A 26,634-nucleotide genomic window follows, 5' to 3' on the forward strand; every position below is an offset into this window, starting at 1 on the left:
CTCACTTCTGCACGAACACCGCCACCGTGCGGGCCGGGACGGTGAAGGTGCCGTGCGCCCGGTCGAAGGCGGCCGCGTTTTTCTGTTCCGGGTGCAGGGCGACCGAGGCGCCGCGCAGGGCGGGGAGCGTCTGCGTGGCGGTCGCCGGGGTGGCGTTGAAGACCACGGTGATGGACTTCCAGCGGGGGTCCAGGCCGCGGCCGTCGAGGTGCATGGTGAGGACGCCCGGGGTCTCGGCCGTGCCGGAGAGCGGGAAGGTCAGGCGCTTCTGCACCTCGGCCGCCGTGGGCAGGGCGAAGAGCGGTGACGAGCCGCGGATGCGCAGCAGCTCCTCGTAGCCGCGCTGCGCCAGGTCCACCGCCGCACACGTCGGGACCAGCTTCGGATCCTTCAGGAGCGGGCGGGCGTACGGCCATTTGCTCTCGTTGTCCGCGGCCGGCGGCAGCCCCTTGCCGAAGCCGTTGCCCGCGGCGCAGTCCCACTCGATGCGGTTGAACCAGTCGCCGCTGTTGAAGGAGTTGCGGTCCAGCGACTTGGAGCGCAGCCGTTCGCTGCCCGTGGTGACGAAGCCGGGCCCCTGCCCGAGGGCCGTCGTGGCCAGCGCGACCGCCTGCATGCGCGCCCGGTCCAGGGGCGAGGTGGCCTGCGGCAGCTTGTAGGCGAGGGCGTCGTACAGGATCTCGTTGTCGTGCGCGTCGACGTAGGTGACGGATTCGCCCGGGGCGGCCGTGTATCCCGCCGGGGCGCCGTTGTAGCCGATCGACGAGCCGGTGTGCACGGCGCCGTCGGTGGCGGTGAAGCGGTAGCCGGCCAGGTTGCCGGTCAGCCCCACCTTGATGAGGTCCTGATAGTGCAGGAGCCGGGCGCGCTGCTCGGCCGGGGTGCCGTTGACGGGATCGCCGTTGGGGTCGGTCAGCAGCCCGGAGGCGAAGCCCTGGACGCGCGGGTTCTCGTCGAACGGGCCGCCGCCCCGGACCGCGTCGCGCAGGCGGTCGTTGAAGGTCGCGATGCCGGTCCCGGCCATGTTGGCCTGGGTCGCCTGCACGAAGCGGGCGTCGCCGGCGACCTCCCCGAAGTCCCAGCCCTCGCCGTAGAGCAGGATCCGCTTGCCGTCCACGCCGTCGCGCGCGACCGTCAGCCTGTCCAGCGCCGCGCGTACGGCGAGGATGTTGGCCTTGGGGTGGTGTCCCATGAGGTCGAAGCGGAAGCCGTCGACCTTGTACTCGCGGGCCCACGTGACGACCGAGTCGACGACCAGCTTGCCCATCATGGCGTTCTCGGGAGCCGTGTTGGCGCAGCAGGTGGAGGTGGCGACCGTGCCGTCCTCGAGCAGCCGCTGGTAGTAGCCGGGCACGATCTGGTCGAGCACCGAGTGCGGATCCGTGCCGGCGGCGGAGGTGTGGTTGTAGACGACGTCCATCACCACGCGCAGCCCGGTCCTGTTGAGCGCGGCGACCATCCCGCGGAACTCCTTGGTCCGGGCGTCGGGCGATTGCGCGTAGCCGCCCTCCGGGACCGTGTAGTGCAGCGGGTCGTATCCCCAGTTGTAGCCGTCGGATGCGGCCACCTGGGCGATGCACTTCTGCTGCTCGGCGGAGTCCGGTGGGAGGGACGCCAGGTCGCACGGGGGCTGCTGCTGGTCGGCGCGGCGCTCCGGGATGGTGGCGAAGTCGAAGACCGGGAGCAGGTGGACGTGCGTGGTGCCGGCCTTCGCGAGCGACGCCAGGTGGCGGGTGCCCGGGGAGTCCTCGGTGAAGGCCTCATACGTGCCGGCGGCGGAGAAGTCGCGTACGGACAGCTCGGTGATCTGGGTCCTGCCCGGCGCGGGCTTGCGCAGGGCCGCCCAGCCCGCGGGCTTCTGGTCGGCATCGCTCAGGTCGGCGATGCGGCTGTGGGTCGAATCCACGGACAGCGCGACCGAGTACGGGTCCGTGACGCTCGCCGTGACGAACCGCTGCGCCGCGGGCTGCCAGGCGGTGACGCGGTATCGGTAGTCCTTGCCCTTCCACGACGCGGGCCCGGTGATGGACCACACGCCCGTGGCGTCGTCGCGGCGCATGTCCCGGGCCTGCCCGTCGAGTTCGAGCTGGACGGTGCGCGCGGTGGGCGCCCACACGGACAGGGTCGGCCCGGTCGTGGAGAAGACGGGCCCGAGCCGCTCCTGGGTCGCCTTCGCGTACACGTCGTCGAGGGCGCCGGCCAATTGCACGCCGGTGGCGGACAGCAGCTTCCCGGCCGCATCCCGTTCGGTGACGGCGACCTGGGCGCGCAGGGTGGCTCGGATGTCCTTCGTAGACAGCCGGAAGGCCTGGTACTGCCACAGGTGCGGGTACTTCTGGCGCTGCGCCTCGGTGAGGCCGTTGCGCTGGGCGCTCAGGCGCAGGCTGTGCTGCGGCGCCGCCGGGTCGAGGCCGCCGTCGTCGTCCCAGATCAGGTCGTAGACCCGGCCGTCGGTGCCGTTCGGCGCCCGCCACGCGATCGTCGACCGGTCCAGCCACACCGCCGACGCCTTGCTCAGGTCGGTGCTGCCCCCGCCGCCGGCCGGGCGGGCCAAGGGCACCAGCCTTTCGGGTACGCCGGCCAGCACCCAGATCTCGTGCCCGGCGGCCGCCACGTCGAGGCGCTGGTCGGTGGGCAGGTCCTTGGTGTCGCCCTGGTGCAGGATGTAGCTCACGCCGGTGGCGCCGGGCGCGAGCGGCACCCGGAAGGTCACGCCGAAGTCGTCGGTCGCGGCGGGCCGCAGCGGCGCGCTCCACTCGGTCGGGGCCGCGGCGCCGTCCCACACGTGCAGGCCCCAGCCGTCGTAGTCGCCGTCGTCGCGGTGGTAGTGGAGGACCGCGTCGGTCTGCTCGCCGCCGGGTGGCCGCTCGATGCCCACGGCCGGATCGCCCTGCCGCAGCCAGACTTCCGGGGTCTTCGTGGGGTCGAGGAAGCGGTCGGCGCTCACGTCCTTGGTGCCGTTCTCGTCGACCACGAGGAAGCCGACGTTCGTGGCGCCGGGCTTCAACTTCACCCAGGCGAATCTGCCGTACGCGTCCTCGCCGTCGAACGCCGCGCCCTGCGGCCAGGTCATCGGATCCGCGACGTCGCCGAAGGCATACAGGCTCCAGCCGTCGTAGTCCCCGGCCGGCCGTTGGTAGTGCACGACCGCGTAACCGGGTGCCGAGGCGACGGCCGGTGTGCCCACCTTGATGCTCGTGGTCGCGCGGCTCCGGCTGCCCTGCACGGTGGCGCGGTAGGTGATCGGGGTGCCGCCGGCCAGCCCGGTCAGGTCGTGGCTGATCCGATGGGTGGCGGTGGTCGTGCCGAGCTGCTGCCACCGGTCGCCGACGCGTGCCTCGAACAACACCGTCGCCAGCGGATCGCCGGTGACGGTGGCGGTCAGGTCGGCACGGGTGGCCGGGGCCTCGGGCGCCGTAAGTGACACGGCCGGCGCGGCCGTGGGCCTGGGCACGGTCTTCAGGGCGCGGTAGGCGACGGCCGCCAGCGGGGGCACGGTGATCGTCAGCTTGCCGTCCGCGGTGGTGCGGGCCGCTCCGGCGCCGCCGTAGATGCCCTGGAACGCGGTGCCCGGCGTCCACGTGTCGAGGGTGACGGTCCGGGCGGTGGTCGCGTTGTTCACGGCGACCACGTACTCGCGGCGGGCGGCGGGATCCACGCGGGAGGCGGCGAAGACCCCGGGGCCGTCCGCGGCGTACCGGGTGACCTGGATGCCGTCCCGCAGCGCCGGGTGCGCCTTGCGCAGCGCGCCGAGCGTGGCGATCGTGCGGTAGAGCGGGTGGCCGGTCTCGTAGTTGGCCACCGCGTGGGTGCGGTCGGTGCCGAGCAGGTCGTCGTCGAGATAGTCCGCCGACCTGCTGGCGAACATGTCCTGCCGGGCGTCCTTGTCGCCGCCCGGGCCGGTGAAGCCCTGCTCGTCGCCGGAGTAGATCACCGGCTGGCCGCGGGTCAGGAACATCAGCTCGTGGGCCAGCTCGTCGCGGCGCAGGTGGGTGGCCGGGTCGGTGCCGCCGCCGGCCACGAACGAGCCGATGCGGCCCATGTCGTGGTTGCCCAGGAAGGTGGGCAGCCGGCCGGCGTCCGTCGTCGGCGTCGTGTAGAGGCCGTCCTTGGCGTACATGTCGGCCAGGGCCTGCGCGGATCCGGTCGCGGTCGACGTGTACGCCTTCGCCGCGTCCTGGAACGAGAAGTCGAGCGTGGCGGGCAGCTTGCCGCGGCGCACGTACGTGGACTCGATGTCCTGATCGGCGCTGTAGACCTCGCCGAACATGAAGAAGCCCGGCTTGCCCGCCTGCCGCGCCGCCTCGGCGATCCCCGCGGAGAACTGCGGCCAGAAGTCGAGGCCGGTGTGCTTGACCGTGTCGAGCCGGTAGCCGTCGATGCCGGTGTTCCTGACCCAGTCGCCGTAGATCTTCGTCATGCCCCGGACCACCTCGGGGCGCTCGGTCCACAGGTCGTCGAGGCCGAAGAAGTCGCCGTACTCGCTGTTCTCCCCGGTGAACGTGGAGTCGCCCCGGTTGTGGTACATCGTGGGGTCGTTGAGCCACGCGGGCACCTTCTTCTCCGCGGGGTCCAGCACCGGCGTGTACGGGAACGATTGCGTGTTCACCTGCGGGAAGGCGCGCGTGCCGTCGGCGTAGTTGCGGTCCTCGAAGGCGCGGCCCTGCGCGTCGCGGTAGGGCTCGGCCGCCTTGTCGATGTACGAGTACTGGTTCTCGGCGTACTTGATGACGTCGGCGGTGTGGTTGACGATGATGTCCAGGTAGATCTTCATGCCGCGCCGGTGCGCCGCGTCCACGAGGCGCTGCAGGTCCGCGTTGCTGCCGAAGTGCGGATCCACCTGGGTGAAGTCCTGGATCCAGTAGCCGTGGTAGCCGGCCGACACGTCGGCGCCGCTGCCCTGCACGGGCTTGTTCTTGAAGACGGGCGCGAGCCAGATGGCCGTGGTGCCCAGCCCCTGGATGTAGTCGAGCCGGTCGAGGACGCCCTGGAGGTCGCCGCCGTGGTAGAAGCCCTTGTCCGCCGGGTCGTAGCCGGTCGTGAGCCGGTCGCCGGTCAGCGTGCCGGTGTTGTTGCTCCTGTCGCCGTCGGCGAAGCGGTCCGGGAGGACGAAGTAGAACTGCTCGTTGGTCGTCGCCGCCTTTTTCTCGGCGGGCCTTTTCTCGGCGGCCGCCGCGGGCACGCCTGTGCTCAGGACCAGGAGGAGCGCGAGCAGGAGCCGTTTCACATCGAGGCCTCTCGTTCGACGGTCGCGCCGCACGCTAACGCGTCGACGAACGTCCATGCAAGAGCTTGCAAGACCTGACGTGACTTTGCAGCGCATTGGCCCGGAAACGTCCGCGCAACATGCGCCCTCTCGTGGTGACTTTGACCGCCCCGGGCCACACGGGGTTGCCCTCGTCCCTAGCCTGGATCCGTGGATGAGACCAATGAGTACGACGTCATCGTGCTGGGCGCCGGCCCGGTCGGCGAGAACGTGGCCGACCGGACCGTCAAGGGCGGCCTGAGCACGATCGTGATCGAGCACGAGCTGGTCGGCGGCGAGTGCTCGTACTGGGCGTGCATGCCCTCCAAGGCGCTGCTGCGCCCGGCCGAGGCGCTGCGCGCGGCCCGCAGCGTGGCCGGCGCCGCCGAGGCGATCACCGGGTCGGTCGACGTCGAGGCGATCCTCGCGCGCCGCGACTCCTTCACCAGCAACTGGCAGGACGACGGCCAGGTCTCCTGGCTCGACAGCGCCGGCATCGCCCTGGCCCGCGGGCACGGCCGGCTCAGCGGCGTCAAGCAGGTCACGGTCACGGCCAAGGACGGTGCCGAGCGCGTACTGACGGCCCGGCACGCCGTGGTCGTCGCCACGGGATCCGACGCGCTGATCCCGGGCATCCCGGGCCTGGCCGACGCCGACCCGTGGACCAGCCGCGAGGCGACCAGCGCCAAGGACATCCCGGCCAGCCTCGCGGTCATCGGCGGCGGCGTGGTGGGGGTCGAGATGGCCACCGCGTACGCGAGCTTCGGCTGCGAGGTGACGCTGATCGCGCGTACCGGGCTGCTGGCGGGCTCCGAGCCCTTCGCCGGGGAGATGCTGGCCGCGGCCCTGGCCGAGCAGGGCGTCAAGGTGCTCCTCAACACGTCGACGTCGTCGGCCGAGCGCGGCGAGGACGGCGTCACGCTGACCCTGGGCGACGGCAGCACCGTGACGGCCGAGGAGGTGCTGGTCGCGACCGGGCGCACCCCGCGCAGCACCGACATCGGCCTCGAGACGGTCGGGCTGAAGCCGGGCGAATGGCTCCCGACGGACGACACCCTGCTGGTCGAGGGCTTCGACTGGCTCTACGCGGCCGGCGACATCAACCACCGCGCCCTGCTCACCCACCAGGGCAAGTACCAGGCCCGCGCGGCCGGCGACGTCATCACCGCCCGCGCCACCGGCAAGCCCGTCTCCGACCAGCCGTGGGGCACGCACGTGGCGACGGCCGACCACCGGGCCGTCCCGCAGGTCGTCTTCACCGACCCCGAGATCGCCTCGGTCGGCCTGACCGAGGCCGCGGCCCGCGAGGCCGGCTACGACATCCGCGTCGTCGACTACGAGATCGGCAACGTGGCGGGCGCGAGCGTCTACCGCGACAACTACCAGGGCAAGGCCCGCATGATCGTCGACGAGCAGCGCAAGGTCCTGCTCGGCATGACCTTCGTCGGCCCCGACGTCGACGGCCTCCTCCAGGCGGCGACCATCGCCGTGGTGGGCGAGGTGCCGCTCGACCGCCTGTGGCACGCGGTCCCGGCCTACCCGACGATCAACGAGATCTGGCTCCGCCTCCTCGAGACCTACGGCCGCCCGTAGCCCTCGCGCGCGCCGGTCCGGCGGGGCTCTCACCGCCCCGCCGGGCCGCACCCTCGAACAGTGGGCCAGCGAATGCGGCCGGCCCGACCGCTCCGGCTTCCGTGCGTGCTCGGGCCCGAGGGTTTTGGTTTGAGCGCAACCGCTCACGCACGTCGCCGTGCGTCCCGGGCCGCTCAGGGGCGCCCCACGCCCCTGGCCCGGGGCGTGCGGCCCTCGGCGTGAGCGACGGCCCGTACGCCCCACCCGGCTACGACATCCAGTTCTTGATTTTCAGGGTTTTACCAGCGCGCTCTTATCCGGGGCCGTGGGGCGGCCGGGCCGATAAGGGTAGCCTTACCCCGACCACCCGAGCAGGAAGAAGTGATCCCATGCCGAACAGGCCAGTCCGCGCCGCCAAGGAAGGCGTCGTCACGCGGGTCGAGCAGCTCACACCGCACATGGTGCGGGTCGTCGTGGGCGGGCCGGGGCTCGCGGCGGTGGAGTGCGGTGAGTTCAGCGACCACTACGTGAAGGTGCTGTTCCCGCCGCCGGGCGTCGCGTATGCCGAGCCGTTCGACATGGGCGCGATCCGGGAGAGCATGCCGCGCGAGGCGTGGCCGATCACGCGGACCTACACCGTGCGCAAGTGGCTGCCCGAGGTGCCGGAGATGTGGCTCGACTTCGTGGTGCACGGCGACGAGGGCATCGCCGGGCCGTGGGCGCGCGGCGCCAAGCCCGGCGATGTGGTGCGGTTCATGGGCCCGGGCGGCGCCTACGCCCCGGATGCCGCCGCGGCGTGGCACCTGATCGCCGGGGACGAGAGCGCCCTGCCCGCCATCGCCGCGACGCTCGAGCGGATGCCCGCCGGCGCCAAGGTGCACGCCTTCATCGAGGTCGAGGACGCGTCCGAGGAGCAGAAGCTCGAGACGCCCGCCGACGCGGAAATCACCTGGCTGCACCGCGGCACCACCCCGGTCGGCGAGCTGCTCGTGGGCGCCGTCCGCGAGCTGACATGGCCGGAAGGCGACGTGCAGGCGTTCGTGCACGGCGAGGCCAACTTCGTCAAGGAGTTCCGCCGCCTGCTCCGCGTCGAGAAGCAGATCCCCATGGCGCAGCTGTCGGTCTCGGGCTACTGGCGCCGCGGCATGAACGAGGACGGCTGGCAGTCCAGCAAGCGCGAATGGAACCAGCAGATCGAGGCCGAGCAGGGCGCCTGACCCTCAGCGCGGCGCCGGGACCTCGAGACCCGCGGCGCCCAGGACCTCGTCCGCCTCGACCTCGCGCGGGGTGAGGGCGGCCTCGCGGACCCGGGGCAGCGCCCACGCCACCATGACCGCGGCGAGGACGGCGAGGACGGCGCCGGCCACGAAGACCGTCACGAACTGGGCCTCGCGCGGCAACGGTACCGGGCCCGGGATCGTGTTGCGGCTGGTCATGGTGACCACGAAGGCGGTGCCCAGCGACATGCCGACCGAGCGGGCGATCGAGTTGACGCTGTTCGCGATGCCGGTCTCGGCGGGCGTGACGTGGGCGACGAGCAGGGCGGGCAGGGCCGCGTAGCCCAGTGTGACCGCGGTGTTGACCGCCAGCGCGCCCACGATGACCTGCCAGGTGGCCGTGTGCAGCACCGCCAGCATCGCGAAGCCGGCACCGGCCAGGACGGCCGCGGTCACCAGCGTCGCCTTCGCGCCGAAGCGGGCGACGAGGTGGCCGCCGAGCGGCGCGGTGAACACCCCGCCCGCCGTGCCCGGCAGCAGGTAGACCAGGCTCGCGGCGAGCACCGTGGCGGCGAAGCCGTAGCCGGCGATCGCGGGCGGCGTCTGCACCAGCGCGGAGACGGCCAGGAAGACCGCGAACATCGCGAAGCCGAGGAACAGCCCCGTCAGGTTGGCCACCACGAGCGGGCGGTGCCCGAGCATCCGGGGGCTGACCAGCGGGTGCGTGACCCGCCGCTCGAACAGGACGAAGGCGGTCAGGACGACGGCCGCGGCGGCCAGCGAGCCGAGCACCCGCGCCGACGCCCAGCCCCAGCCGTTGCCCTCCTCCAGGGGCAGGAGCAGCAGCACCAGGCCGAGACCGAGCAGCGCGGCGCCCGCCCAGTCGAGGCGACCCGTGGCCGCACCCGCACGGCGAGGCAGCGACCACACCCCGGCCAGGCCGATCGCGGTCATCGCGGTGGCCAGCCAGAACAGGTCGTGATAGTCGCCGCCGTCGCGCATCAGCAGGCCGGTGACCACCAGCCCGAACCCGGCGCCGACCGAGAGCATGCCGCTGACCAGGGCCATCGCGCCGGTCAGCCGCGTGGCCGGCAGCTCCTCGCGCAGCATGCCGATGGACAGCGGGAAGAGCCCGAAGGCGGCCGCCTGGGCGACCCGGGCGACGAGCAGCAGCGGCAGGCTGGCCGTCGTGGCGGCGAGCACCGAGCCGAGCAGCACCACGGTCAGCACGCCGAGCATCACCGGGCGGCGGCCGTGCAGGTCGCCGAGCCGGCCGAGCACCGGGGTGAGCACCGCCGCCGCCAGCAGGTTGGCGGTCACGACCCAGCCGGCCGCGCTGACGGAGACGCCGAGGTCGGTCCGGATGTCGGCCACCACCGGCACGACCAGGGTCTGCAGCGCCGACACGAGCAGCACCACGTAACAGGCGACGGGGAGCGCGAGGCGCGTTCTGAAGGTCATGCGGCCGAACGTAGACGCCCAGCCGACTATTCTCAACACCATGTCGAAAATTGACGATGTGACGTCGGTTGCAGCCGACGGTATGGTGGGAGCGTGCCAGCCATCCGGAGTCGCCGCGCCCCCACGAAGGGTGATCAGCGCGAGCAGGCCCTCATCGACGCCGCCCGGGCGGTCTTCCGGGAGAAATCGATCAGCCAGGTCACGATCGACGAGCTGGCGGCGGCCGCCGGGATCGCCCGCTCCGGCTTCTACTTCTATTTCGAGTCCAAACAGGCGCTGCTCGCCGCGCTGGTCGACCAGCGGCTGGCCGAGAGCGACCAGGAGACGGCCGAGTGGCTCGCCTCCGACGGCCCCGACCGGGGCGCCCTGCGCCGGGGCCTGGCCGCGGGCCTGGCGAAATGGAAGGTCGACGGACGCTGGCTGCGCGAGGCGTTCATCACGCCCGACCCCGGCCCCGAGGTCGCCCACATCCGCAACCGACTGGTCGACGAGGGCTGCAGCATGTTCAGCAGGCGCATCGAGCGGGACGCCCGCGCCGGGCGCACGGTCAGCGGCCCGCCCGAGCTGATCGCCCGGATGGCGCTGCGCCTGCGCACCATCGCGTTCGCCGACGCCTATGCCGAGCCGGACGCCTTCGACGACGACAAGCTCCTCGACACGCTCACCGACGCGATCCTGCGCCTCGTCTACGGCGCCGACATCGACGACGCCGCGCGCTGAGCCCGGCCGGGGGACGGTCCGGAAGTGAATCGCGGGGCGGCGCGAGCGTGCGCTACCATTTTGTCCGCGTGAGGCGTTGACGAGGACGAGTAACGGTGGACGCAGCCGAGAGCGAGCCGGGGGCGGTGGGAGCCCGGTGGTGTGCATGCCGCGAAGATCACCCTCCGAGCCGAGCGCGCCCCTGAAATGAGGGGGCCGCGGATGACTGTCCGCGGTCAAGGAGGGTGGTACCGCGGGGCTGCGCAGGCCTCGTCCCTCCGTTGGTGACCGATCCCGACGGAGGAAGGGACTCATGTACAAGCCCGTACCCGCCCAGGTCGACCTGCCCGCGGTCGATCACGAGGTGCTGCACTTCTGGCACGCGAACAGCGTGTTCCACCGGAGCATGGAGCAGACCGAGGGGCGCCCGGACTGGATCTTCTACGAGGGTCCGCCCACCGCGAACGGCATGCCCGGCACGCACCACATCGAGAGCCGCGTCTTCAAGGACGTGTTCCCGCGCTACAAGACGATGAAGGGCTTCCACGTCGCCCGCAAGGCCGGCTGGGACTGCCACGGGCTGCCCGTCGAGCTGGCGGTGGAGAAGGAGCTGGGCTTCACCGGAAAGCAGGACATCGAGGCGTACGGCATCGCGGAGTTCAACGCGAAGTGCCGCGAGTCGGTGACCCGGCACACCGACGCGTTCGCCGCGCTGACCGAGCGCATGGGCTACTGGGTCGACATGGACGACGCGTACCGGACGATGGATCCGGAGTACGTGGAGTCGGTGTGGTGGTCGCTCAAGCAGATCTTCGACAAGGGGCTGCTCGTCGAGGACTTCCGCGTCGCGCCCTGGTGCCCGCGGGACCAGACGGCGCTGTCGGACCACGAGCTGGCCCAGGGGTACGAGACCGATGTCGACCCGTCCGTCTACGTCCGCTTCCCGCTGACCAGCGGGCCGCTCGCGGGCGAGGCGGCCCTCGTGGTGTGGACGACGACGCCGTGGACGCTGGTGTCGAACACCGCCGTCGCCGTGAACCCCGAGTTCACCTACGTCGTCGCGACCGACGGGACCGAGCGGCTGGTCGTCGCGGACGAGCTGGTCGAGCAGGCGCTCGGCGAGGGCTGGACGCGGACCGGGGAGAGCTTCTCGGGCAAGGAGATGGAGCGGTGGGCGTACCGCCGGCCCTTCGATCTTGTCGAGATCCCGGACGCGCACTACGTGATCCTCGCCTCCTACGTCACCGCCGACAGTGGTACGGGTCTCGTGCACCAGTCGCCCGCGTTCGGCGCGGACGACCTCGCGAGTTGCCGCGCGTACGGGCTGCCGATGGTCAACCCGGTGCGCCCGGACGGCACCTTCGAGCCGCAGCTGCCGCTGGTCGGCGGCCAGTTCTTCAAGGCCGCGGACCCGGCGCTGGTCACCGACCTGCAGGCGCGCGGGCTGCTCTTCCGGGAGCTGCAGTACGAGCACAGCTACCCGCACTGCTGGCGCTGCCACACGCACCTCATCTACTACGCGCAGCCGTCGTGGTACGTGCGCACCACGGCTGTCCGCGAGCAGATGATCCGGGAGAACGAGGCCACCCACTGGCAGCCCGAGACCATCAAGCACGGCCGCTACGGCGACTGGCTCAAGAACAACGTCGACTGGGCGCTGTCCCGCTCGCGCTACTGGGGCACGCCGCTGCCGATCTGGCGCTGCGCCGAGGGCCACCTGACGTGCGTCGGATCGCTGGCGGAGCTGTCGGAGAAGACGGGCAGCGACCTGTCGGGCCTCGACCCGCACCGGCCCTTCATCGACGCCGTGACGTTCCCGTGCGGCGAGTGCGGCGCGACCGCCACGCGGGTGCCGGACGTCATCGACGCCTGGTACGACAGCGGGTCCATGCCGTTCGCGCAGTTCGGCTACCCGTACAAGAACAAGGAGCTGTTCGAGCGCAGCTTCCCGGCCCAGTTCATCTCCGAGGCGATCGACCAGACGCGCGGCTGGTTCTACACGCTGATGGCGATCGGCACGCTGGTGTTCGACAAGTCGCCGTACGAGAACGTGGTCTGCCTGGGGCACATCATGGCCGAGGACGGCCGCAAGATGTCCAAGCACCTGGGCAACATCCTCGAGCCGATCCCGCTGCTGGAGCGGCACGGCGCCGACGCGGTGCGCTGGTTCATGGCCGCGTCCGGGTCACCCTGGGCGCAGCGCCGGGTGGGGCACAACACCCTGCAGGAGGTGGTACGCAAGACGCTGCTCACCTACTGGAACACGGCGGCCTTCCAGGCGCTCTACGGGCGTACCGCGGCATGGTCGCCGTCGGACGCGGACCCGGCGCCGGGCGACCGCCCGGTGCTCGACCGCTGGGTGCTGTCCGAGCTCAACCTGCTGGTCCGCAGGGTCGACGAGGCCATGGCCGGCTTCGACACCCAGGAGGCCGGCAAGCTGCTGGCGGCCTTCGTCGACGACCTGTCCAACTGGTACGTGCGCCGCAGCCGCCGCCGCTTCTGGCGAGGCGACCCGGCCGCCCTCGCCACCCTGCACGAGGCGCTCCGCACGGTCACGCTGCTCCTCGCGCCGATCACCCCGTTCATCACCGAGCGGGTGTGGCAGGACATGGTCACCCCGGTCGACGGCGCCGCCGCGGTGTCGGTGCACCTGGCCGCCTACCCGGCCGCCGACCCGGCGCTGATCGATCCGGCCCTGAGCGAGCAGATGGTGCTCGTCCGGCGCCTGGTCGAGCTGGGCCGCACGGCCCGCGCCGAGTCGGGCGTCAAGACCCGCCAGCCGCTGTCGCGCGCCCTGGCGTCCGGCCCCGGCTTCGACGCGCTGCACCCCGACCTGCTGGCCGAGATCGCGTCCGAGCTCAACGTCGGCCTGGTCCTCAACGTGGCCTCGGCGGGCGGCTCGCTCGTGGACACCACGGCCAAGGCCAACTTCCGCCCGCTCGGCAAGCGCTTCGGCAAGCAGGTCCAGGACGTCGCCAAGGCCATCGCCGCCGCCGACGCCGCCGCCCTGAAGGAGGCCCTGGCCGCCGGCACGGCCACGGTCGAACTCGACGGCGCGCCGGTGTCCCTGTCCCCGGACGAGGTCATCATCACCGAGACCCCGCGCGAGGGCTGGGCGGTGGCCTCCGAGCAGGGCGCCACCCTGGCCCTGGACCTCCACCTGACCGCGGAGCTCAAGCGAGCCGGCCTGGCCCGCGACGCCATCCGCCTCATCCAGGAGGCCCGCAAGACCAGCGGCCTGGAGGTCTCCGACCGCATCGTCCTGCGCTACGCGGCCACCTCCGAGGAAACGGCCGCCGCCCTGGAGGAGCACCGCGACCTGGTCTCCGACGAGGTGCTCGCCACCGACTACGCGGCCGGCGAGCCCGACTGGGGCACCCCGTTCACGGAGGAGTCCATCGGCCTGACCTTCTGGCTCACGAAGGCGTGATCCCCGGGGTGGTGGTGCGCCACCACCCCGGCTTCTTCAGGCCGGCCCGGGCGTTGCCGAGTTCGCCGCTCGCGACAACGGCACGCCCGGGCGGGCCTTTCCGGGCTGCACGCCGGCCCGACGCGGCCGCGCCGTAGGCTGCCGGGCTTGTGACGGGCGATCATGAGCACGGGGACCGGGCGGCGGCGTGGCCCGGGTTCTCCACCGAGGACAAGACGCGCGCCGGGCTGGCGGACGAGCCCTGCGAGCAGTGCGCGGACGGGCGGTGCCCGCGGGGATCCGGGCTCAAGCTGATGGCGTACCGGGCACGGCTGGGCGAGCTCATCCGCCGGCACGGGTACGACGTGAACGCCGCCGCCGAGCGTCATCCGCACGGGGTCGATCTGCGGTGCGTGGCGCCGGACGGCGAGACCGTGTGGGTGTGGGAGTTCGCACGGACGGCGGACGTGGCCCAGGCGCGGGCCAACCTGGCGCACCTGCTCGGCCGGCTGCGGGCGAACGGGGTACGCGCCGAGGCCGGGCCGCCGTTCGACGAGGTGCCGGTGCGGTCCTACCCGCTCGGGCGCGACGGGCTCGTCCGGGTGCGCTCGGCCCCGGAGCATCGGGGCGTCGAGCTGCTGGAGGTGCTCGCCTGCCGGACCTGCTGGCTCGCGGACAGCTGGGTGTACCCGGAGGCCGACCGGTGGAACCAGCGCGGCGAGGACGCGTGCGAGATGCACCGGCAGGCGGACGGAGAGCCGAACGGCCGGCCGGCCGGTGACGACGCGGTGCGGGTGCTGGCCTCGTTCCCGCCGGGCACGACCGACATCGATGCGGCCTTGCGCCACTGGTTCACCGCGGCTCTGCCGCTGGGCGAGTTCGGCGGCGGCGAGAAGCCGGGCGACCCGGTCGGCACGCTGCGCCTCTCGCCTGACGAGCGCGTCGGCGTCCGGCTCACCGCCGAGGTGTGGCCGCGGTTCCTCGCAAGGCTGGCCGAGGACACGCCGGAGCCGCGCCTGTGGCTGGGCCGCGTCAACGAGTACAGCGTCGTCTCCGACATGGGATACACCGCGGAGCTGCTGGCCCACGCCGTCCGGCACCGGAACGGCGGCTGGTCCTTGCGGCTCGGCGGCCCCCGGCTCGGCGCCGCGCGCGCCCGGGACCTGCTGCGGGACTTCGCCGAGCGGTTCCCGGTGGGATATGCCGAGATCACACCGGCGCACCGGCTGGGCTGGGAGACGCTGTTCGAGCGGCTGCTCTACCGCGACCCGGTCGCCGGGGTCGCCCAGCCCGCCACCCTGCGCGGCTACGGCTGGGTCACCGTGGGCGTGCCCGAGATCGGCGAGCGGCTGGCGTCGGGCCGGCACTGGCTGCAGGCCACGCCGAGCTACGAGACGTACGACGAGAGCGCGGCCGAAGCGGTCCGGCGGCGGGTCCGCCCGGCGCTGCCACCGGGCATGCCGGCCCGCAGTGGGCTGGAGCCGCACCTGATCATGATGGGGTGAGCGGGCGGGTCAGCCGCGGTGCAGGGTTTCCAGGGCGACGGCGAGGCGGCGGGTCCATTGGTCGCAGGTGCCCTCGACTGTGTGGTAGTCCTCCTGGAAGTTGGGCCAGTCGATGTCCAGTTCGGTGAGGTCGTCGAGCAGGGCCACCGGGTCGAGGGCGCGGGCGTCCGCCGCCAGCTCGGGGCTGCGGAACTCGGCAGTCAGCTCCGGGTCCGTGAGGACGTGCTCGGCGAGCAGGACCGCGTCGTAGAGGTCCTTGCCCTGGGGGAACTGGTCGTCGGCCAGCCAGCGCAGCTTCCAGGCCAGGGACTGCGGGGCGGTCGCGGCCGGCACCGGGCGGTCGGCGCCCGGCAGGATCAGGGGACGCGGCGGGGCGGGCAGCTTCTCGCCGAAGACGAAATCGATCTGCACGGCCGTGTCCGAGCCGCCCTCGACGGCGACCGGAATGACCAGGCGTTGCCCGTCCGCGCGCTCGTAGGTCCAGATCGCCGTCCGCACCGCCTCGTCCGGCCGCAGACCCGCCCCGGGCAGGTCGGTGAGCGCCGCGACGACCCCGTCGAGCAGGTCGCTCGGCGGCGACGGGGCCACGACCACGAAGTCGAGGTCCTTCGGGGCGCGGGCGGCCTCGCCCAGCCAGGCCGCGAGGGTGAGGCTGCCGCGCAGCACGAGGTGGTCGGCCCAGGGGCTGCGCGCGATCGCCGCGAGGGCGTGGTGCAGCGCCTCGGTACGGGCGGCAGTCCAGCGCCGGGCGGCGGCCGGGTCGGCGAAGACCGGCTCGGCCGTGGTGTATCCGGCCGCGTAGTTGCGCAGCGCCGGGTCGAAGACGCCGCGCTGGCTGACCTGCGCGGTCCTGGGCAACGGCCGGTAGGTGGGCGGGAAGCCCCGGCGGAGCGTCGGCACCTCGGTGCGCCGCGTGTCCCACTCCTCGACGGGCCGGTCGCTCGCGAAGGTGTCGCGGGACAGCCAGGACGCGTCGAGGATGATCCGGCTGTCCTCGACGACGTACTCCTGCTCGACCGACAGGATCTCGTGGCCGCCGGCGCGCAGGTCGGCGACGAGGCGGTCCAGGTGCTCGGTGGCGGTGGCGCGGCCCGCGTCGTAGCAGCGCTGGTTGACGAAGCGGGTCTGCGTGCCCGGCCGCGGGCGGGACCGGGCGTTGCGGGACATCCGGGCGTGGTGGCGGTCGGCCACCTCGCCGACGGCCGCGAGGCTCGTCGCGCCCTCCGGCAGGAGGAGCTTCACGTGGTGCTCGAAGTAGCGGTCCGGCGCGGCGGCGGCCTGCTCGTCGGTGGCGGGGACGCCGGTCGCCCAGGGCGTGGCCTCGATCTTCGTCCGGAGCGTTTCCAGGCCCGCCGCGTTCAGGCGTCCGGCCCAGCCGGCCACCAGGGCGCGCATCTCGTCGAGGGTGCCGCTGCCGGTGAGGGTGAGCATCGGCTGCGACGACCAGCTGCCCCGGTCGAGGCGGATGTGCACCCACGCGAGCCCGTGCTCCTCCGCGAACGCGGCCAGCTGCCCGGCCTTGTGCGAGTGCACGGTCAGATGCGCCTCGAAGTCCCCGCTGATCTCCACGCTCGCGACAATAGGCCGAAAGTCGCAGGCCACGCGACCGGGTTCCGCCGCCGGTCCGATTTGCCCGCGGACCGGCGTCCCTACGATCGTCGGCATGAAGATCGTGCGGGCGGCCGGCGCCGGGTTTCTGCTCGGGTTCCTGGACTTCGTCTGGATCAAGTACGTGCCGTGGCCGCTCGGGGACCTCGGCAACAGCATGGCGATCTGGGCGGTGGCCGCCTTCCTGCTGGCCTACCTCGCCCGGTGGGGCCTGCCGACCTCCGCTGCCGCCGCCATGGTGCTGCTGATCGTCGCGGTGCCGAGCTACTACCTGGCGGCGGCGCTCATCCAGCACGACGACTGGTCGAACATGTGGTCCGGATACGCGCTGCTGTGGATGGGTTTCGGCCTCGTGGGCGGGGCCGTGTTCGGGATCGCGGGCGCGCTGGCCCGGCGGGACGGGTGGATCCGGCTCGTGGCGCTCAGCCTGCCGGGCGGCGTGCTGGTGGCCGAGGCGGTGCTGCTCGCCCTGCGGGACCGGGACGACGCCGGCGTGGTCGTGGTCAGGCTCGTGCTCGCCGTCCTGCTGACGCTGGCGGTCGCTCCCACGTGGCGGCTACGGGCGGCGGCCGCGCTGTGCCTCGTACCCGTGGGGGCCGTGGGTTATGGGCTTCTCAGCGCGGCGGGGTTTGCTTAGCACGACGATCAGCAGGACGATCGAGAGCAGCGGCATCGGGTGGCCCAGGATCAGGGCGAGCACGAGGTCGGCCAGGCCACCGAGCACCGCGCTCATGAACACCCAGGCCGGCGCGGTGGGCAGGCGCGGACCGCGGCGCAGCGGCCCCCACGGCTTGGCCACCGACAGCCAGGCCTGGAAGGCGATCGCCGAGGCCATCAGGGCGGTGGCGACCACCTGCAGCGGGCGCGGGCCAGCGACGGCGGAGGCCTGGAGCTGCGGCGAGAGCAGGAAGATGCCGGCGAAGAGCTGCACCACGGTGATGCCCAGCTTCGCGGCCACCCACCAGAAGCGGAAGAAGCCCCAGGCCGTCCCTGCCGCCAGCATGATTCCCGTGTACGCCGACGCGTCCGCCATCGGCCCGAGCAGCCGCCCGTCCGTGGCCAGGGCCATGGTCGTCGACGCCTGCCGGGTGACCGGGTCGCCGGAGGCCAGGCCGGTCGCCAGCATGACGCATAGCGCCAGGGCCTGGGCCATCCAGCCGACGGACGTGAGAATGTGCAGCCACACGGTCAGCTGCCGCCAGATGCGCATGTCCCGACCATAGGAACGTCTGCGGGGCGGGACGTCCGCCCACGAACGACACCGGCTGTCGACCCGTGACGACATTCCCCGGCCGTACGCTCACGGGTATGGATGCCCTGCTCGCCGTCGTCGTGACGGGAGTCCTCGGCACGGTCATCGCCACCCAGGGCGGCACCCCGATCGCGTACGCCTGGGCTGTCGCACTGGGTGCCCTGCTGCTCGCCCGCCGGTCGTATCCCCGGGCCGTGCTCGTGGTGTCCGCGCTGAGCCTGTTCGGGTACTACGCCGCGGAGCAGCCCGCCGTGGGTATCGCCGTGCCACTCGCCGCCGCGCTCTGGTCGGCCGCCGACGCGGGCCGGGCCGGGACCGCCGCCGTGACGAGTGCCGGGGTGCTCGCGGTGTCGCTGGTGTTCCGGCTGCGGGAGGGCGACGATCCGGGCTTCGTCCTGGGATATGACCTGACCACCAACCTGATCCTCATGGTGGTCGCGATCGCGCTGGGCGACGCGGTGCGGTCCCGCCGGGTGCAGCGGGACCAGCAGCGGGAGCTGGCCCGGCGGGAGACCGAGTCCCGGGTACGCGAGGAACGCCTTGCCGTGGCCCGTGACCTGCACGACTCCCTGGGCCACGCGCTCGCCGTGATCTCCCTGCACGCCGAGGTGGCGCGGGAGGCGGACGACGCCGGGCCGGCCTTGCGGGAGGTGCAACGGGCGGCTTCGGAGGCGCTTCGGGAGTTGCGGTCGACGGTGGGCCTGCTGCGGAGGGAGCGTCCGGTTTCCCTGGCGGACCTGGACACCGTGCTGGACACCGCGCGGGCGGCCGGCTTCGACGTGGATGTCACGGTTGTCCTTCCCGAGCTGCCCGCTGCGGTCGACGAGGTCGCGTACCGGGTCGTGCAGGAGGGGGTCACCAACGTCGTCCGGCACGCAGAGGCGAGCCGCGTGGAGGTGTCGGTGACCGAGGAGGGTGGGCGGCTGCGGATCACCGTGGCCGACGACGGATCCCGTACGGCGGCGGGCGCATCCGGACACGGCCTGGCGGGACTCGCCGAGCGGGCCGCGGAGCTCGGCGGCCGGGTGCGCACGCGCCGGGGGCCGCGGGGTTTCGTGCTCGAGGCGGAGCTGCCGCTGTTCCTGAGCCCGGCCACCGCCCGCACGTACGTCGGGCGCCTGCTCGTGAAATTGCAGGCGCGCGACCGGACGCAGCTCGCGGTGGTGGCCCACCGCGCGGGCCTGGCTTAGCGCCGCCGCAGCCGCGCGTCGGCGAGGGCCGGCGGGACGTAGTCGGCGTCGTCGCCGGACAGGTTCCTGCCCGGCGGCACGATCTCGTCGATCCGGTCGAGCACGTCGCCGCTCAGGCGCACGTCCGCCGCGCCGAGCTGGCTCTCCAGCTGGGCCATCGTGCGCGGCCCGATGATCGGCGCGGTCACGCCCGGGTGGGCGAGGACGAACCCGATCGCCAGGTGGACGAGCGACAGCCCCGCCTCGTCGGCCAGCTTGCCGAGTGCGTCGGCGGCCTCGAGCTTGGCGGCGTTCCGGGGGTCGCCGATGTCGTACTTCTCCGGCAGCCAGCTGCCCTTCGCCCGGTTGCTGCCGGGGTCGGCGCCCTTGCGGAACTTGCCGCTCAGCCAGCCGCCGTTGAGCGGGCTCCACGTCATGACGCCCAGCCCGTACTCCTGGGCGACCGGCAGCACGTCGGCCTCGATGCCGCGCGCCAGGATGGAGTACGGCGGCTGCTCGGTGACGAACCGCTCCCGCCGGCGCCGCTCGGCCGTCCACTGCGCCTGGACGATCTGGTGCGCCGGGAAGGTCGAGGTGCCGAAGTAGCGGATCTTTCCCTGGCGTACGAGATCGGTCAGCGCGCCCAGCGTCTCGTCGATGTCGGTCTCCGGGTCGGGCCGGTGCACCTGGTAGAGATCGAGATGGTCGGTCCCGAGCCGCCGCAGGCTGTCCTCGACCGCCCGCATGATCCACCGCCGCGAGTTGCCCCGCATGTTGACGTCGTCGCCCGCCGGGTGATGGAACTTGGTGGCCAGCACGACGTCGTCCCGCCGCCCGGCGAGCGCCTTGCCGACGATCTCCTCGGACTCCCCGTGCGAGTAGAGATCCGCGGTGTCCACGAAGTTGATCCCCGCGTCGAGCGCCGCGTGCATGATCCGGATCGACTCGTCGTGATCGGGGTTGCCCCACGCGCCGAACATCATGGTGCCGAGGCACAGCGGACTGACCCGGACGCCGGTGCGCCCCAGCGGACGATGATCCATGCCGGAAGGCTACGCCCGTCGATCTTGCCCCTCCCGCCGGGCCGGGTCACCGGCCGTTGTCGTACCCCCGTGGTGGGATGGGCGCACCGTGCACAGAGGAGAGTGGCGATGGGATTCGACGTCTATGTGCTGGCGATCGACGACTGGGCCGACCCGGCCGAGGTCGCGGCGATGGTCGAGCGGTGCAACGCCCTCGTGCACGTGGAGGGCGAGATCGACCCGCGGATCGCCGGCTTCTACGAGGGGCTCCAGGCGGACTTCCCGGACGACTCGGCGGCCGGTGACCAGCCGTGGAAGGCTCCGCTCGGCGCCGGGATCGATCATGTCTGGATGAGCGTCGGCTCGGCGCCGAATGTCGAGGCGGCGCTGGATCGGGTTGCCGAGCTGGCCGTGGAGCACGGGCTGACGATGTTCTACCCCATGGACGGGACCGCGCAGCGGATGATCCCAGGGCCGGAGCGGGCCAAGGTCGACGCGTGGTGGCGGGCGCTGCGGGACGGGCGGGCCGGTTTCGACGAGACGTTCGAGCGGGTGCAGCCGTGGATCGAGGAGACGCCCGGCGCGGTGCGCGACCCGATCACGTGGCTCGGCCTGCAGGTGCTCTACCACGGCGACGGCACGGGGTACGAGCAGTGGCTCGCCGAGGCCGAGCGGCACGACGCCGACCCCGAGGGGTGGAAGCGGGCGCAGGAGGCCGGCTGAGACGTCATCCCTGGGGGTCGGGGACGGCCAGGGCGACCGTGAGCAGCAGGATCCAGGCCGGATCCCTGAGCCGGTCGCCGTAGATGTCGCGGAGGCGGGTCATGCGGTAGCGGACCGTCTGGGGGTGGACGAAGAGGTCGGCGGCGACGTCCTCGCGGCGGCCCTGGTGCAGGAGCCAGCTGCGCAGCGTCTCGATCAGCTTGGCCGCGGCGGCGTCCGTCTCGCCGGACAGCGGGGCCAGGGCCTTCTCGCGCAGGTCGGCGAGGCCGCGGGCGTCGGCGCCGACGACCAGCTCGACCAGGTGGTCCTCGGCGTCGAGGACGCCGGCGGAGTGACCGGAGGCGGGCGAGCCGGCGGCGGACGAGCCGGCGGCGGACGAGCCGGCGGCGGAGGAGCCGGCGGCGGAGGAGCCCGACGCGGACGAGCCCGACGCGGACGAGCCGGCGATGCGGGCGACCCGGGTGGCCCGGTCGAGCGAGTCGCGGACCTGCAGCCACGGGCGGGCCGGGCCGACGACGGCGCGTTCGGCGGCGAGCAGGCCCAGGAGCGGGGCGCGGGAGGCGTCCGGCACGAGCAGGACCGTCGTCCGGTCGTCGCCGGGGACGTGGAGGGTCCGGGCGTCGAGGAGGTCGACGATCGAGCGGCTGGCGCTGGCGGGCAGCAGGACGGCCGTCAGCGTCTGCGGGGGCTGCCAGTCGGCCTGCTCGGCGGCGGCCGCGACGACCTGCGGGGGCTCGCCGGCCAGCAGGACCTGGGCGAGGCGCTCGAGGCGGCGCCGGCGCTCGCGGCCGGAGAGGGCCAGCTCGTCGGCGTGGCCGGTGACGCTGGCGGCGGAGAGCTCGTCGATGTAGGCGAAGACCAGCTCGGCGAAGTGGGCGATGGTGGACGCGGGCTGGCCGCTGCGCACGCTGATCGCGGCGAGCTCGCGCCAGGCGACCCGGGCCCCGACCCGGTACGCCGCCAGCAGCGCGTCGAGGCTGCGGCCCTGGCGTGCCTCTCCCCTGCCCAGCGCGTACGCGGCCTCGAGCGCCGGCGCGAGCGGCGAGCCCGGGTCGGGGCCCTCCGCCCGGGCGACCAGCTTGAGGAACGTGCCGAGCGCCGCCCGGACCGCCTTCTCGATCTTGCCGCCCATCTCCCCGGCGAACGCCTCGCGGTAGGCCGGCACCTCCGAGGTGATCGCCTCGATGGCCAGCTGGGCGACGTCGGGCAGCGCGTGCGCGAGCGGGGCGACCACCTTGTCCGACAATCGGAAGCTCAAACTTGTCACCTGCGAACAATAACCCGGCCGACAATTCCCTTCTGTCGGTCAGGACTTTGCTCCCCGCACACAGCACCCTTGAGTGATGGCAGTCACGCACGCGCTTCGCAACGGGGCCTGGCGGGTCGTGGAACTCATCACGACGCCGGTGGTTCCCACCGACTATCTCGACGCAGTCGCTCCGCTGCGCAACCGCACGGTCCTGCGCGCCAAGATCGAATCGGTCCGGCCGGAGACGGCCCGGAGCGCCTCGCTGCTGCTGCGCCCCGGCGTGGGCTGGCGGCCGCACACCCCCGGCCAGTACGTGCGGCTGGGCGTGGACGTCAACGGTGTCCGGCTGTGGCGCTCCTACTCCGTGACGAGCGTCCCCGGGCTGCGCGACGGCCGGTTCTCCGTGACCGTCAACGAGGTGCCCGGCGGCGCGGTCAGCACGCACCTGGTGCGCTACACGAAGCCGGGCACGATCGTGCACCTCGACCTGCCGGCCGGCGACTTCACCCTCGGCGAACAAACCCCGGACAAGGCCTTGTTCGTGACGGCCGGCAGCGGGGTCACGCCGGTCATGGGCATGCTGCGCGGCCACCTGGACCGGCTGCGCGACGTGGTCGTGGTGCACTCCGCGCGTACCCCCGGGGATGTGGTCTTCGGCAACGACCTGCGCAAGCTGGCCGCCGAGGGCCGGATCCGGCTGATCGAGCGGCACACCGCCGAGCAGGGCCGGATCAAGCCCGCCGACCTCGACGACCTCGTCCCCGACCTGCTGGAGCGCCAGGCGTGGGCGTGCGGCCCCAACGAGCTCCTCGACGACCTCGAGGCCCACTGGGCGCAGGCCGGTGCCGCCGCCCGCCTGCGTACCGAGCGGTTCCGGCCCGTGGTGGTCGGTGACGCGTCCGCCGGGGGCGAGGTCACCTTCGCCCGTACGGGGAAGACGGTCCCCGCCTCCGGCGCCGAGCCCATCCTCGACGCCGGGGAGGCCGCCGGGGTGCTCATGCCCTCCGGCTGCCGGATGGGCATCTGCTTCAAGTGCGTGCTGCCCCTGCGCGAGGGTGCCGTACGCGACCTGCGCGACGGGACCGTGACCGTCGCCGAGCCCGGGGACGACATCCCCATCCAGACCTGCATCAACGCCGCCGCCGGCCCCTGCCGCATCGAGCTCTAGGACTGCTTATGACCACCATGCAGCGCAAGGAAACCAACCCGATCGCCCACCTCACGCCCGAGGACATCGAGCAGATCGGCCGCGAGCTCGACGCCATCCGCGACGAGGTGATCGAGAGCCGCGGGGAGCGCGACGCCGCGTACATCCGGAAGGTCATCCGCACGCAGCGCGGGCTGGAGCTGGGCAGCCGCGCGGTGCTGCTCTTCTCGCTCTTCCCGCCGGCGTGGATCCTGGGCACGGCCGGCCTGTCGATCGCCAAGATCCTCGAGAACATGGAGATCGGCCACAACGTCATGCACGGCCAGTGGGACTGGATGCGCGACCCGAAGATCCACTCGACGAAGTGGGAGTGGGACAACGCGTCGCCCGCCGAGCAATGGAAGCACTCGCACAACGAGCTGCACCACACGTACACGAACGTGGTCGGCAAGGACAACGACCTCGGCTACGGCATCATGCGCGTCGACGAGAACCAGCCGTGGAGCCCGGCCCTGCTCGGCCAGCCGCTCTACAACTTCATCAACGCCTGCTTCTTCGAGTACGGCATCGCGGCCTACGACCTCGAGCTGGGCCGCAACCTCAAGACCAAGAAGCGCCGTCAGGACCCGAAGTTCCGCGCCGCCCTCCGGAAGACCCGGAACAAGATCGGCAAGCAGATGCTCAAGGACTACGTCATCCACCCCGCGTTGTCCGGGCCGTCCTTCCTGCACACGATCGCGGCCAACGCGACGGCCAACCTGATCCGCAACCTGTGGACCCACTCGGTCATCATGTGCGGCCACTTCCCGCAGGGCGTCGAGACCTTCGAGCGTACGTCCATCGAGGGCGAGACCCGCGGCGAGTGGTACCTGCGCCAGATGCTCGGCTCGGCCAACATCAGCGGCAGCAAGGCCATGCACATCATGACCGGCAACCTGTCCCACCAGATCGAGCACCACCTCTTCCCGGACCTGCCGAGCAACCGGTACGCCGAGATCGCCCCGAAGATCCGCGCGCTCTTCGAGAAGTACGACCTCAAGTATGTGACCGGCCCGCTGCCCAAGCAGGTCGGCTCCGCGTGGGCCAAGGTCTTCCGCCTGGCGCTGCCCGACCGCGGCCCGGCGACCGAGCGCCCGGCGCGCAAGAAGATCGACCCGGCCGCCCCGAAGGCCCAGCGCTGGAAGCGCGCCGAGCCGGTGGCCGCCGCGGTGACCGCCGCCGCGTCCACCGTGACCGCCGCCGCATCCAACGCCGCTGCCGCTGCGTCCAACGCCGCCGCTGCTGCCGCCGCTTCGGCCGCGGCGACTCCTGCGAAGTCCTGACGATTGTGGTCTCCTGCCACCATGCGCGACGCGTGGTGGCGGGATGCCGTCGTCTACCAGATCTATCCGCGGTCGTTCGCCGACTCCGACGCTGACGGGGTCGGCGACCTGGCCGGGATCACCGCCCGCCTCGATCACGTCGCCGGGCTGGGCGCGGACGCGATCTGGCTGACGCCGTTCCAGCCCTCGCCGCAGGCCGATCACGGGTACGACGTCGCCGACTACACCGGCGTGGATCCGCTCTTCGGGGACCTGGACGCCTTCGACGCGCTGCTGACCCGGGCGCACGGGCTGGGCCTGCGGGTGCTCATCGACGTGGTGCCGAACCACTGCTCGGTGGCGCACCCGCTGTTCCGGGCCGCCCTGGCCGGTGCCGGCCGGGAGCGGTTCCACTTCGCCGACGGCCGCGGCCCCGGCGGTGCGCAGCCGCCGAACAACTGGCCCAGCGTCTTCGGCGGGCCGGCCTGGACCCGGGTGCCGGACGGCCAGTGGTACCTGCACCTGTACGACTCCGCGCAGCCGGACTGGAACTGGGACGACCCGCGCACGCACGAGCTCTTCGACGACGTGCTGCGGTTCTGGTTCGACCGGGGCGTCGACGGGCTGCGCATCGACGTGGCGTACGGGATGGTGAAGGCGCCGGGGCTGCCCGACCTGCCGGACCCGGACGCGATGGAGCCGATGCGCCTGCGCGCCAACACGCTCGCCTCGGACCGGCCCGAGGTGCATGACATCCACCGGCGCTGGCGGCGGATCGCGGACTCGTACGATCCGCCGCGCGTCCTCGTCGGCGAGGTCAACCTGCCGCCGGCGCGCGCGGCCGGGTACACCGGGCCGGAGCTGCTGCACCAGGTGTTCGCCTTCGGGCTGGTCGTGGCGCCCTGGGACGCGCGGGCGTGGGCGGCGACGGGGACCGAGCTGCTCGCCGGGACGCCGGGCGGCGTGACGTGGGTGGTGGAGAACCACGACGTCGTGCGGACCCCCACCCGGTACGGCTCCCCGGCGCGCGCCCGGGCGGCGATCCTCGCGATCCTCGGGCTGCCCGGGGCGGCGTACCTGTATCAGGGCCAGGAGCTCGGCCTGCCGGAGGTGGACGTCCCGCCCGGCGCCCGCCAGGATCCCGCCTGGGTGCGATCCGGGATGAGCCGGGACGGATGCCGGGTGCCGTTGCCCTGGACCCCCGATCCGCCGTACGGGTTCTCGCTCGCGCCGCCGTGGCTCCCCTTTCCGCCCGGATGGGGCGAGCATGCCGTGGAGTCGGATCCGCCCGCGCTGGTCCTGACTCGGCGGGCGCTGGCGCTGCGGGCGGCGTTGCCCTTCTCCCCCGATGACGACGTCGCCTGGACCGTCGGAGCCGACGAGGCGCTGCTGGCCGTGCGCGCGGGCTGGTTCGCGCTGGTGATCGCCATGGGGACGCGGGCGGTGCCGCTGCCGGCCGGCGAGGTGCTGCTGGCGAGCGACCCGCTGACCAGCGACGGCTGGCTGCCGCCGGATGCCGCTGCGTGGATCCGGCTGCGGGAGGCGTGACCCGCCTCAGGCTTTCCGGGGCCGCGCCGAAGATCTAGACGTGGAACGACCGCTGCTGGCCGCCGTGGTGATCGTCCGGGACGAGGCCCGGATGCTGCCCGCGTGCCTGGAGTTCCTGAAGGGGATCGCCGACGAGATCCACGTGCACGACACGGGGTCGGCCGACGGCACACCCGCGATCGCCGCGCGCTACGGCGTCCACGTGACGCGGGGCGAGTGGTCGGACGACTTCTCCGCCGCCCGGAACGCGGCCGCGGCGGGCGTACGGGCGCAATGGGTCCTCGCCGCGGACGCGGATCACCGGGTGACGGCCGATCCTCCGGCGCTGCGGCGGTTCCTGGCCACGGCCACCGCGGAGGCGCTGACCGTCACCGTCGACGACGCGCACCACGCGAACCCGTACCAGCAGCGGGAGACCCGGATCTACCGGCCCGGGATCCTGCGCTGGACGGGGCGGGTGCACGAGCGGCTGGTCCGGGCGTACGGGTCCGAGCCGTTCCGGGCCGC

General features: G+C 72.8%; 17 protein-coding genes and 1 pseudogene. 12 read left to right on the forward strand and 6 right to left on the reverse strand.

Annotated elements, in window-relative coordinates:
* Position 1: 1 nt before the first annotated feature.
* Complete coding sequence (gene pulA, locus RBH18_RS02420; RefSeq protein ID WP_372338838.1) at positions 2 to 5,284, reverse strand: pullulanase-type alpha-1,6-glucosidase; 5,283 nt, start codon at positions 5,282 to 5,284, stop codon at positions 2 to 4.
* Positions 5,285 to 5,416: 132 nt separating this feature from the next.
* Between pulA and RBH18_RS02425 the strand changes: the two genes are divergently transcribed.
* The gene (locus tag RBH18_RS02425) at positions 5,417 to 6,838 is read left to right on the forward strand and encodes a dihydrolipoyl dehydrogenase family protein (protein ID WP_306204170.1); all 1,422 of its coding nucleotides are present in this window, start codon (positions 5,417 to 5,419) and stop codon (positions 6,836 to 6,838) included.
* Between the two features lie 368 nt (positions 6,839 to 7,206).
* Positions 7,207 to 8,034 carry a siderophore-interacting protein gene (locus tag RBH18_RS02430; protein ID WP_306204171.1) on the forward strand — a complete coding sequence of 276 codons (828 nt, stop codon included), beginning with the start codon at positions 7,207 to 7,209 and terminating at the stop codon, positions 8,032 to 8,034.
* 3 nt (positions 8,035 to 8,037) lie between these two features.
* Here RBH18_RS02430 and RBH18_RS02435 read toward each other — a convergent pair whose 3' ends face one another.
* Positions 8,038 to 9,495, reverse strand: coding sequence for an MFS transporter (locus RBH18_RS02435; protein ID WP_306204172.1), 1,458 nt, complete (start codon positions 9,493 to 9,495; stop codon positions 8,038 to 8,040).
* Between the two features lie 93 nt (positions 9,496 to 9,588).
* Between RBH18_RS02435 and RBH18_RS02440 the strand changes: the two genes are divergently transcribed.
* From RBH18_RS02440 to RBH18_RS02450, 3 genes are all read left to right on the forward strand, one after another.
* Positions 9,589 to 10,215: a TetR/AcrR family transcriptional regulator gene (locus RBH18_RS02440; RefSeq protein ID WP_306204173.1), complete on the forward strand. Its 627-nt coding sequence runs from the start codon at positions 9,589 to 9,591 to the stop codon at positions 10,213 to 10,215.
* A gap of 292 nt (positions 10,216 to 10,507) precedes the next feature.
* Positions 10,508 to 13,624 carry an isoleucine--tRNA ligase gene (gene ileS / locus RBH18_RS02445; RefSeq protein WP_306204174.1) on the forward strand — a complete coding sequence of 1,039 codons (3,117 nt, stop codon included), beginning with the start codon at positions 10,508 to 10,510 and terminating at the stop codon, positions 13,622 to 13,624.
* Between the two features lie 149 nt (positions 13,625 to 13,773).
* On the forward strand, positions 13,774 to 15,108 hold the full coding sequence (locus tag RBH18_RS02450; protein ID WP_306204175.1) for a hypothetical protein: 1,335 nt from the start codon (positions 13,774 to 13,776) through the stop codon (positions 15,106 to 15,108).
* A 9-nt stretch (positions 15,109 to 15,117) separates the two neighbouring features.
* Here RBH18_RS02450 and RBH18_RS02455 read toward each other — a convergent pair whose 3' ends face one another.
* The gene (locus RBH18_RS02455; RefSeq protein ID WP_306204176.1) at positions 15,118 to 16,677 is read right to left on the reverse strand and encodes a nucleotidyl transferase AbiEii/AbiGii toxin family protein; all 1,560 of its coding nucleotides are present in this window, start codon (positions 16,675 to 16,677) and stop codon (positions 15,118 to 15,120) included.
* Positions 16,678 to 16,771: 94 nt separating this feature from the next.
* Here RBH18_RS02455 and RBH18_RS02460 point away from each other — a divergent pair, with 94 nt between their 5' ends.
* Positions 16,772 to 17,353: a DUF6518 family protein gene (locus tag RBH18_RS02460; protein ID WP_306204177.1), complete on the forward strand. Its 582-nt coding sequence runs from the start codon at positions 16,772 to 16,774 to the stop codon at positions 17,351 to 17,353.
* Here RBH18_RS02460 and RBH18_RS02465 read toward each other — a convergent pair.
* Entirely contained in the window at positions 17,273 to 17,926 is a 654-nt protein-coding gene (locus tag RBH18_RS02465; protein ID WP_306204178.1) for a hypothetical protein, read from the reverse strand. The two genes, RBH18_RS02460 and RBH18_RS02465, sit on opposite strands and share 81 nt — an antisense overlap.
* Before the next feature lie 65 nt (positions 17,927 to 17,991).
* Here RBH18_RS02465 and RBH18_RS02470 point away from each other — a divergent pair, with 65 nt between their 5' ends.
* Positions 17,992 to 19,158 (forward strand): histidine kinase, encoded by a 1,167-nt coding sequence (locus RBH18_RS02470; protein WP_456237623.1) that lies wholly within the window; start codon positions 17,992 to 17,994, stop codon positions 19,156 to 19,158.
* Here RBH18_RS02470 and RBH18_RS02475 read toward each other — a convergent pair.
* Positions 19,155 to 20,180: an aldo/keto reductase gene (locus tag RBH18_RS02475; RefSeq protein ID WP_306204180.1), complete on the reverse strand. Its 1,026-nt coding sequence runs from the start codon at positions 20,178 to 20,180 to the stop codon at positions 19,155 to 19,157. The genes RBH18_RS02470 and RBH18_RS02475 overlap by 4 nt on opposite strands.
* Before the next feature lie 108 nt (positions 20,181 to 20,288).
* On the opposite strand from RBH18_RS02475, the gene RBH18_RS02480 reads away from it, so the two are divergent.
* Positions 20,289 to 20,882: a hypothetical protein gene (locus RBH18_RS02480; RefSeq protein ID WP_306204181.1), complete on the forward strand. Its 594-nt coding sequence runs from the start codon at positions 20,289 to 20,291 to the stop codon at positions 20,880 to 20,882.
* Positions 20,883 to 20,886: 4 nt separating this feature from the next.
* Here RBH18_RS02480 and RBH18_RS02485 read toward each other — a convergent pair whose 3' ends face one another.
* Entirely contained in the window at positions 20,887 to 22,149 is a 1,263-nt protein-coding gene (locus tag RBH18_RS02485) for a helix-turn-helix domain-containing protein (protein WP_372338840.1), read from the reverse strand.
* A gap of 76 nt (positions 22,150 to 22,225) precedes the next feature.
* Between RBH18_RS02485 and RBH18_RS02490 the strand changes: the two genes are divergently transcribed.
* The 4 genes and pseudogenes from RBH18_RS02490 to RBH18_RS02505 all read left to right on the forward strand — a co-directional run.
* Complete coding sequence (locus tag RBH18_RS02490; protein WP_306204182.1) at positions 22,226 to 23,299, forward strand: ferredoxin reductase; 1,074 nt, start codon at positions 22,226 to 22,228, stop codon at positions 23,297 to 23,299.
* Positions 23,300 to 23,307: 8 nt separating this feature from the next.
* A pseudogene (locus RBH18_RS02495) lies at positions 23,308 to 24,417 on the forward strand (fatty acid desaturase family protein); the annotation flags it as partial.
* Between the two features lie 204 nt (positions 24,418 to 24,621).
* On the forward strand, positions 24,622 to 26,127 hold the full coding sequence (locus RBH18_RS02500; RefSeq protein WP_306204183.1) for an alpha-amylase family glycosyl hydrolase: 1,506 nt from the start codon (positions 24,622 to 24,624) through the stop codon (positions 26,125 to 26,127).
* Positions 26,128 to 26,167: 40 nt separating this feature from the next.
* Positions 26,168 to 26,634, forward strand: a 467-nt coding sequence (locus RBH18_RS02505; protein ID WP_306204184.1) for a glycosyltransferase, incomplete at its 3' end; no start/stop codon positions are given.

Source organism: Actinoplanes oryzae, assembly GCF_030757795.1.
GTDB lineage: Bacteria > Actinomycetota > Actinomycetes > Mycobacteriales > Micromonosporaceae > Actinoplanes.

What these genes read in the sequence shown, in the direction of transcription:
- pulA (WP_372338838.1), bottom strand. Translation starts at nt 5,284, where the DNA reads ATGGACGTTCGTCGACGCGTTAGCGTGCGGCGCGACCGTCGAACGAGA.
- RBH18_RS02430 (WP_306204171.1), top strand. Translation starts at nt 7,207, where the DNA reads ATGCCGAACAGGCCAGTCCGCGCCGCCAAGGAAGGCGTCGTCACGCGG.
- RBH18_RS02435 (WP_306204172.1), bottom strand. Translation starts at nt 9,495, where the DNA reads ATGACCTTCAGAACGCGCCTCGCGCTCCCCGTCGCCTGTTACGTGGTG.
- ileS (WP_306204174.1), top strand. Translation starts at nt 10,508, where the DNA reads ATGTACAAGCCCGTACCCGCCCAGGTCGACCTGCCCGCGGTCGATCAC.
- RBH18_RS02460 (WP_306204177.1), top strand. Translation starts at nt 16,772, where the DNA reads ATGAAGATCGTGCGGGCGGCCGGCGCCGGGTTTCTGCTCGGGTTCCTG.
- RBH18_RS02465 (WP_306204178.1), bottom strand. Translation starts at nt 17,926, where the DNA reads ATGCGCATCTGGCGGCAGCTGACCGTGTGGCTGCACATTCTCACGTCC.
- RBH18_RS02475 (WP_306204180.1), bottom strand. Translation starts at nt 20,180, where the DNA reads ATGGATCATCGTCCGCTGGGGCGCACCGGCGTCCGGGTCAGTCCGCTG.
- RBH18_RS02480 (WP_306204181.1), top strand. Translation starts at nt 20,289, where the DNA reads ATGGGATTCGACGTCTATGTGCTGGCGATCGACGACTGGGCCGACCCG.
- RBH18_RS02490 (WP_306204182.1), top strand. Translation starts at nt 22,226, where the DNA reads ATGGCAGTCACGCACGCGCTTCGCAACGGGGCCTGGCGGGTCGTGGAA.
- RBH18_RS02500 (WP_306204183.1), top strand. Translation starts at nt 24,622, where the DNA reads ATGCGCGACGCGTGGTGGCGGGATGCCGTCGTCTACCAGATCTATCCG.